Origin of the sequence: Pseudanabaena sp. 'Roaring Creek' (assembly GCF_001402795.1) — a bacterium.
In the GTDB taxonomy this organism is placed as follows: domain Bacteria; phylum Cyanobacteriota; class Cyanobacteriia; order Pseudanabaenales; family Pseudanabaenaceae; genus Pseudanabaena.
The window spans coordinates 1-7,299 of sequence record NZ_LIRE01000346.1 but is presented as its reverse complement, the minus strand read 5'-3'; the positions used below and the strand labels follow the sequence as shown (position 1 = coordinate 7,299).

At 43.7% G+C, this 7,299-nt stretch carries 7 protein-coding genes; 2 read left to right on the top strand and 5 right to left on the bottom strand.

The features are described 5' to 3' along the window. Positions 1-367: 367 nt before the first annotated feature. Positions 368-1,969 carry a type III-B CRISPR-associated protein Cas10/Cmr2 gene (locus tag AC805_RS11770; protein ID WP_072143597.1) on the bottom strand — a complete coding sequence of 534 codons (1,602 nt, stop codon included), beginning with the start codon at positions 1,967-1,969 and terminating at the stop codon, positions 368-370. Between the two features lie 202 nt (positions 1,970-2,171). On the opposite strand from AC805_RS11770, the gene AC805_RS25590 reads away from it, so the two are divergent. Continuing rightward, positions 2,172-2,318 carry a hypothetical protein gene (locus AC805_RS25590; protein WP_156341392.1) on the top strand — a complete coding sequence of 49 codons (147 nt, stop codon included), beginning with the start codon at positions 2,172-2,174 and terminating at the stop codon, positions 2,316-2,318. 107 nt (positions 2,319-2,425) lie between these two features. On the opposite strand, the gene AC805_RS25585 is transcribed toward AC805_RS25590, so the two are convergent. Beyond that, complete coding sequence (locus AC805_RS25585; RefSeq protein ID WP_156341391.1) at positions 2,426-2,815, bottom strand: hypothetical protein; 390 nt, start codon at positions 2,813-2,815, stop codon at positions 2,426-2,428. A 303-nt stretch (positions 2,816-3,118) separates the two neighbouring features. Between AC805_RS25585 and AC805_RS11765 the strand changes: the two genes are divergently transcribed. After that, complete coding sequence (locus AC805_RS11765; protein ID WP_055075620.1) at positions 3,119-4,402, top strand: DUF4335 domain-containing protein; 1,284 nt, start codon at positions 3,119-3,121, stop codon at positions 4,400-4,402. A gap of 99 nt (positions 4,403-4,501) precedes the next feature. Here the strand turns inward: AC805_RS11765 and AC805_RS11760 are convergent, their stop codons facing one another. Genes AC805_RS11760 through AC805_RS11750 form a run of 3 tightly spaced genes read right to left on the bottom strand, consistent with a single transcriptional unit; the run spans position 4,502 to position 7,037 of the window. After that, positions 4,502-5,323, bottom strand: coding sequence for an FHA domain-containing protein (locus AC805_RS11760; protein ID WP_055075619.1), 822 nt, complete (start codon positions 5,321-5,323; stop codon positions 4,502-4,504). Positions 5,324-5,379: 56 nt separating this feature from the next. After that, positions 5,380-6,654: a VWA domain-containing protein gene (locus tag AC805_RS11755; RefSeq protein ID WP_055075618.1), complete on the bottom strand. Its 1,275-nt coding sequence runs from the start codon at positions 6,652-6,654 to the stop codon at positions 5,380-5,382. Next, on the bottom strand, positions 6,651-7,037 hold the full coding sequence (locus AC805_RS11750) for a response regulator transcription factor (RefSeq protein WP_009627671.1): 387 nt from the start codon (positions 7,035-7,037) through the stop codon (positions 6,651-6,653). The genes AC805_RS11755 and AC805_RS11750 overlap by 4 nt, the downstream gene beginning before the upstream one ends. Between the last annotated feature and the right edge of the window lie 262 nt (positions 7,038-7,299).

Here is a 7,299-nt window from a genome sequence, read left to right as displayed (position 1 = left end):
TCAAAGTAGTGACCCCCAAACAGAGGATTCCTGATAGGACAATAGAAGCTAGTTTCATAATTGTAATCAGAGCGATAGGTTTTTACTAAGTAGTTCGGCATAATTAAAAACCAGAACCAGAGAGCATACCGCCCGCTGCGCGGGCGGTATGCTCTTCTAGGTTTTAAGTTATGCCTAGCTACTTACAACACTCCGAGCCTTCTATATTCCACAGAGGGATCGAAGTTTGGTAAATCAGACCGCAATGCAAAAAAATAGTTCCAAATTAAGTAGCTAGGCATAATTAAAAACCAAAATCAGAGAGCGTACCGCCCGCTACGCGGGCGGTACGCTCTTCTAGGTTTTAAGTTTACTTATGCCTAGCTACTTAAATATTCGAGCATAGATGCCAACCTACTTGAATTATTCCTTCAATCCATGCAATTAATGCTTGGGAATCCTCTGCGCCAACGATCGCACTCCGTTTTTGAGAGAGAATTTCTTGCTTATCACTACCAAAATATAAACCAAATAGGTTTAACGCGATCGCTTCATCGGTTTGTGAGGATGGCATTGGCAAATTCCAATCTTGGGCTTTAAGTTGGAGCAAATTAGTATAGCTATGGCTCCAATTCGCATCTTTCCCCCTATGACCATCGCGATCGCGATAATCTGCCAACCACTGCAAATATTGCCAAGGGGTAGTCCATTGAACGTATTGACCATTGTCAAAAAGAATCCGAATCGCCACGCGATCGCGTTGTCCTGCGGCAAAGTGGTTGGCAAATTTTTCCGCTTCTCGACAATGGCGCAAAATATCCCTTGGAGATACCAGATGCCCTGCCCAGACAAACCCGACACTCAGAATAATCCCGAGGTTTTCTTGTTGCCAACTATTGTGTAAATCAATCAACCACTCGATTGCTCCCTGATTCTTTAATTGCCCGCTCTCTTGTTCTCGATGCATCACACCAAGGAAGTCATATCCACCAACATATGCCATCAACCCTCGATCCACTTCGGTGGAAAAATTCTGACCCCAAGCTCTTAAGGAATGACTAAACTGAGTGATGTTAGCCCTATCTTTCAGCTTTGCAAGACGCGCATTAATTCTATCTCCATCACCCATAAACCATGCGTTCCAGTAGATTCCCTCCCGATTCTCGTCACGCAACAACATTTCGCGAAATCTTGGCGAATAGAAATCTTGATGGATTTTTTTCGCGATCGCTTCATAGGTAACTAACCTTTTAATTAATTCGAGGATATTTAGTCCCTCACTTTTATTAATGGGAAGGAAATCATTTCCCTTGCTCGCAGGATCGAGAATTTTGGCAATACATTGATAGATTCTTTTGATTTCTGTGGTACTTAACCTTAATTTCTCCTCGTTCGTATAGGCGATCGTACCTTTATGCAATCGATTGTGTAATCGATCATGCGATCGATCTGGCAATTGACTAGAATCCTTAGTGGTTTCCTTTGATGCGCCCCAGTCGCGGCGCAATTTACGTGCTTCCAAATCTTGCAAGGCAGTCTCAATTGTCTCACCATCGCCCCAAAAGATTTGCCAAGGTTGCATCCTCCATTTTGTCCAAGCCACTGCCCATTCAGTGGAGTTTATCAGTTCGGGAAGTTCGGAGTTTAGATTCTCTTGCAACCATTCATAACAGTTATTCACAATATCTTCCCAGCCTTCCATCAACGCTTTGAGAGCTTCGCTACAAGAGAAATTGCCCATAACTAAAATGTGACTGGGGATTCCTTGGACGATATCGTCATTAGCGATCGCAGGCAATATCACTTCAATACCTTTGTTCTGTGCGGCTCTAACGATCTTCCAGCTTAAATAGGAAAGGATTTGGGATGCGCCATAAAGCTCGCGCAATCTGCGAGACTTTTCGATAAAATTCTGCATGGGTGCAAAACTGAACGCCGTATACTTAGGGATATTTTGGGAAAATAGTTCGGGATTGATAGGTTCTTGCATTGGTATATTTTCGTTTTCAAACGTATCTTTTGACACAATCGTTCCGCCTCTCTTACACATTAAGAACAGCAATTTATCAGTTATTTATCATAGATAGCTATTTTATAAAAATATTTTTGTAGATGATTTATACAGCCTGAATTGGCAGTAATTAAATACTTATAAAGATATTTAGGATTTTTTATAAAATATCGTTATTTACTTGACAGAAACCTTAATCCCTTCCCAGCCAAGAAATAGCGGGGCGAAGCCCCCCTCATCGTCCCGCTATTTCTTGACTGGGGAAGGAGTATACCTAAGTTCTGTGCTTTATATTCCTACTGCGATCGTCAATCCTGCGATCGCCTAATGTTGCTATTCTTTGCAATAGCAATCCTGAAATCATTGGTGGATTCTGGTATTTGTGGAAACGTACTACGAAGGTATGAGCTTCCACAAATACCAGAATCGATATACCTACTTTTTAACGCAAGAAATCACGATTTCAAATAGTTTAGGAGGAGTTTGTTTCTCCATATTTAACGTCTGTGAAGCTTTAACAAATTCACTTTCCGTATAAGATTCTTGAGCTTTATCAAGAACGCAAGTACAAGCAGCTTTTTTCTCACTCTCCGTCTTCATGTTTGTAATTGCTGACACGCACCCATCTGTATAGTCTTTGATGAAAGCTTCTGAATAATGATTCACTTGAGGCTTATCTGTACTTTTGACAGTTGGAGCTATCGAGGCTGATGTAGATGTTGGAGTAGCAGAGGCTTGGGGATTCGATATGGGAGAAGTGCATCCTCCAATCGTTAGTAAACTCAAACCGAAAGAAGCTAAGTAAGGGCGTAATCGCGTATGCATATAAGAACCTATGACTTCGACAAGGTAAGTATATAACATAGGTATTCGTCCATCTTGGGCAGTAGGTGAAATAGGAAAATGGTGGAAGCGTATCCCTTCAGAATGTGCCTCTACGAATTATTTAGGATTGGTATATAATCAGAAGTAATCAGAATTAAAATAGTCAAATCGAAATAAATTAAGTAGCTCTGTTAAGTAGCTCTGTTAGTACTAAGCCGAGTTAAGCTATTTCCTAAGGCTTTCCCCAATACTTCGCCTCATGCCTAGATACCACTTGGGCATGAGGCTCAAAACATAAACCCTATGTATTCATCGGAAGCAAACAATCTGAATCGTCGCTACGAATTACCGACCTGTCTGTTAGAGATTTGGACAGAGCGATCCCCCCTGTCGGAATGGCAATCGCAAATTGTTGTGCAAAATCTCCGCTTTCGTTTACAACTCGCTCAAAGGAGAAAAGCCATTGAGGGCAACCAACAGCAAATTGTCAATTTAATTGAGGCAGTTACTGCCTACTGCGATCGCTGGTTAGCCCAAGATGATTTCGCGACGCTCGAACATGCGATCGTCGTTCCTAAACTGTCAAAGCTAAAACTTTCGACTCTCCAATTATTTGATCTCCACGAAAGCCTAGAACTCTGTGCGAATGAGTTTGTGATTTTACCGAACTTGGTGCTAGAAGTACGCCGATTCCATCCCAACTGGCTCAAAATCATGGCAGGCGCGATCGCAATTGTCGGCGTTAGTATTGGGACAATTCGTTTGATTTCGTCACCTTTTGGCGAACAGCGTGGCTATCAGATTGCGGCTACCTCTCAACCCGAACGGGTCGCAACCACAACTATCCCTGAGGATAAATCTAGTAATGGGGCTAAGATGCCAGCGTCTCCCATACCTTCCCATTCCAGCAGTCCCTCTCAACCTTCCGTTTCTGGAGCAGTGCGGAAGGTAGAGGTTCCTTCGGCAACTCTCAAAGATACCAATCGCAAAGATACTAATCGCGACTCGAAAAGTTTAGAAAGCATGGATAAAGTTGCGATCGCTCCAGAACCAAATATTTCTGGGACTGTTGGTTCTGAAGCTACTAGCAATCGCCAACATATTGATAATCGCCCTTCCGCTTCGGGGAGTAGCGCTAAAATAGCCCCTAGAGAACAACCAAGGCTTTTAGAAGTCCCCAATCAAGATGGATTGGATCCAGCAGCAAAAATTTCTAAAGCATCACCTGCCGCCCCCATGATATTGCCGAGTATCGCGGCAGCTTCACGGGCTGCTAACGAAAACACGATCGCCACAACTAATATCAAGGTTTTACAAATTCAATCGGAGCTACCCAGCGATATCACGACCGCTTTTGTCAGTTATATCCAATCCCAAAAAGTAGCGGTGGTAGGAAAAACGATTACTCTCGAACTAGATGTTTCAGGCAATCGAGTTCAAAAAACATCTATAGCTACCCAAGATGCAGATCGCCGAGATGCAATCCTAAGAGCACAAAATATACCCCCTGAACTCGAAAAAGTTATTACGGAATGGCGATCGCCGAACGCAGTTACGGGAAAAATCCATCTAGTCCTGCAAATCTAAACAGGAAAGTCAAAAAAGAAGACAGGCTTTGCCTATTTTCTCAATAGGTAAGGATGGGCGGCGCTTCGCGCCGCCCATCCTTACCTATTGATCTTTTGGTTATAAGCTGAGCTGAAATACAAAACTAACCTTGTCACCTTTACCTAGTGAAATGCGATCGCCTGCCCTAAGTTTATGACGATTGCCCGCAGGTAGCGGCAGATTATTAATATAAGTACCGTTCGAGCTGCCTGTATCCTCAAAATAGAACGAGCCGCCATCCGAGCGAATATCTGCATGGATACGGGAAACGATATCTGAGTCGGGGAAACCAGACACATCAATATCGGGAGGGATTACCGTATTGGGCTTACCAATATGCACAACTGGCAAGTGGGCAGGAATTTCAATGGTGAGATTTGTCTGGACATGGAGTAAAGATGCTGCAAATTGCTGTAACTGCGTTTTAACGCTCGCGGGCGAACTCATGGGGGCTTTTCCTAAAGGAGATGGATTATTTGCCTCTGCTTCAAGTAAGGCTTCAATCTCAGTAAATCGGGGACTAGCAGAAACTGCTGAGGTGTCAGGAATAGAATTTATCACAAAACTTTCCGCAGAATTGCCCTCTGTCGTTTCTTCAGATAGAGGGCTTGATTGGGAGCTTGAAGTATTGTTAAGAACTGCTGGTATTGCCATACCTTCTGATGATGGCTCGACAGCAGGGGCGATCGCACTTTCTGGATGCACATTCGGGAGCAAATTAGTTGCAGTTGCTGCCATGAGATTAAATCCACAATGCCCGCAAAACTTAGCATCTGACAACACAGTTGCATGACAACTAGGACATTCTATGTTTTTAACTATGGGCAGTGGCGTAAAACAGGCTTCGCAGTTTACGGCTCCGTCGGGATTAGCATGAGAGCAGTTAGGACAGGTAATCATAAGAGCAACTTAAGATGGACAGTTGGAAAGTTCTGAACTAGCGACTTATCAAAAATTTAAGGATTTGGAGGGGTTTGTAGTACAGTTTTTGATGCAATGCGGGTTTTCTTCCGTTCTGACTCGCTTAGGGCAGTACCAGTTTGTAGACGAGTTGCGTTATTTTGCAGGATTGTAGATGCATTGTAATCGCCCATTTGCAAAGCAGTTTTAGCAGCAGATTGTAACATTGTTGCCGCACCTGCGCGATCGCCCTGTTGCAGTTTTTGCTCGGCAAGCTGTGTTTGCCGATATTTAGCCAATGCTAGCAAATGATTTTGAACCTGTGAATCGAGCTGAGGTGTAAAGTCTTGGACGAGTTCTGCCGCGATCGCTATGGGATCGGATAGGGAATTAATCTGTGCTAGCGATGGAATATCATAACGAACTTGGGCGGTCAAAATTGGAATTGTTGAGCTGGCAGGGTTTTCCGCAATATAGCTAGCAGGGCTGATGTATAAATTAAACAGGACGACCCTTTCTACATCCGTCATCAGATCGCCAAGTCTCACGATAATGGCATTACCCTCCGTTTGGTAGGGTAACTCGATCGTATCAGGGGAAACTTGAGCGATCGGCTTCAATTCCGCCAATCTGACATAGGGGGCAAGTTGCAAAACTAAGTGAGCATTGGTCAGCCCGATCGCTTGAACGCGTTTTAATAATTTTTGAAATTCTTCACTCGCCGCCGCAGGAGAGGCAATATAGGCCATTGCCCCACCTCCAGCATCCGCAATCCGCTCTAGCACATCTTGATTCCAACTATCCCCAAATCCGAGGCTATGCAGCGTCATATTGTATTCCGTGGCTAGACGCGAAAACTGCAAACAACGCTCGTTATCACCATGCTCGTTTTCCCCATCGGTCAGCACAAAAAGCTGACTCACTGTCCCATCTTTGCCCTTACTGGTTTCCTGCAAACCCAACTTGATGCCATCATCAATGCAAGTGCCACCCGAAGCCTTTAGAGATTGAATCTTTTCTTTGATCGATTCAGTCCGATCTACGAGTTGATTTTCGACTACCACATGAGCTTTGTGGTCAAATCCAATCACGCTAATTCGATCCTGTAAATGCATCCGATCGACTAAATCCCTTGCCGCACGTTTGACGGTATCAAGGGGCTGACCGCCCATAGAACCACTGTGATCTAACACAAGACATAGGTTAAGTGGTGCGTTATTACCATCAACAGAAGCATTTGCCGAAACAGAGATCGCTAACTGACGTTGACTGCTACCTTGGTTGCTATCAAGCAGGCGATCGCTTAACTTACAAGTCAAATTTACGCTCATTTAATCTCTATCCTTAGGATTTCACAGGATTTTTCAAGGATTTCATCGGGATCGAATGGCTTTGTCATATAGACATCTGCACCCACATCTTCGCCCCGACTGCGATCGAATTCTTGTCCCTTGGCGGTTAACATAATAATATATACATCGCTCAAGCTATCATCGCTTTTGACCTTTTGGCAGACTTCGTAGCCATTCATCTTGGGCATCATGACATCTAAAAACACCAGATCGGGCTTTTCACTCTGAATCGTCTCGAGTGCCTCTTGACCATTAGTGGCGATTAACAAATCTACATCATAATCTTCTAGCTCTTCCAAGGTTTGCTCTAATAGCATACGAATGTGCGGCTCATCGTCAACAATTAGTAGTTTTTTACTCATCTTCAAGCCTGCGAGGTATCTCAAAACTAATGTATCACTTACAGGACTGTCTGTGTGCCTAAGTAGTTCGGCATAATTAAAAACCAAAACCAGAGAGCATACCGCCCACTGCGCGGGCGGTATGCTCTTCTAGGTTTTAAGTTTACTTATAGCAGTAGCCAGTTATATTAGGACAAAAACAAAACCCAGAAGAGTGTTGCGGCGCTTCGCGCCGCCATACTCTTCTGGGTTTTATGTCTTAACTTATTTGGCTATAGCTATA

What these genes read in the sequence shown, in the direction of transcription:
- AC805_RS11765 (WP_055075620.1), top strand. Translation starts at nt 3,119, where the DNA reads ATGTATTCATCGGAAGCAAACAATCTGAATCGTCGCTACGAATTACCG.
- AC805_RS11750 (WP_009627671.1), bottom strand. Translation starts at nt 7,037, where the DNA reads ATGAGTAAAAAACTACTAATTGTTGACGATGAGCCGCACATTCGTATG.
- AC805_RS11760 (WP_055075619.1), bottom strand. Translation starts at nt 5,323, where the DNA reads ATGATTACCTGTCCTAACTGCTCTCATGCTAATCCCGACGGAGCCGTA.
- AC805_RS25585 (WP_156341391.1), bottom strand. Translation starts at nt 2,815, where the DNA reads ATGCATACGCGATTACGCCCTTACTTAGCTTCTTTCGGTTTGAGTTTA.
- AC805_RS11770 (WP_072143597.1), bottom strand. Translation starts at nt 1,969, where the DNA reads ATGCAAGAACCTATCAATCCCGAACTATTTTCCCAAAATATCCCTAAG.
- AC805_RS11755 (WP_055075618.1), bottom strand. Translation starts at nt 6,654, where the DNA reads ATGAGCGTAAATTTGACTTGTAAGTTAAGCGATCGCCTGCTTGATAGC.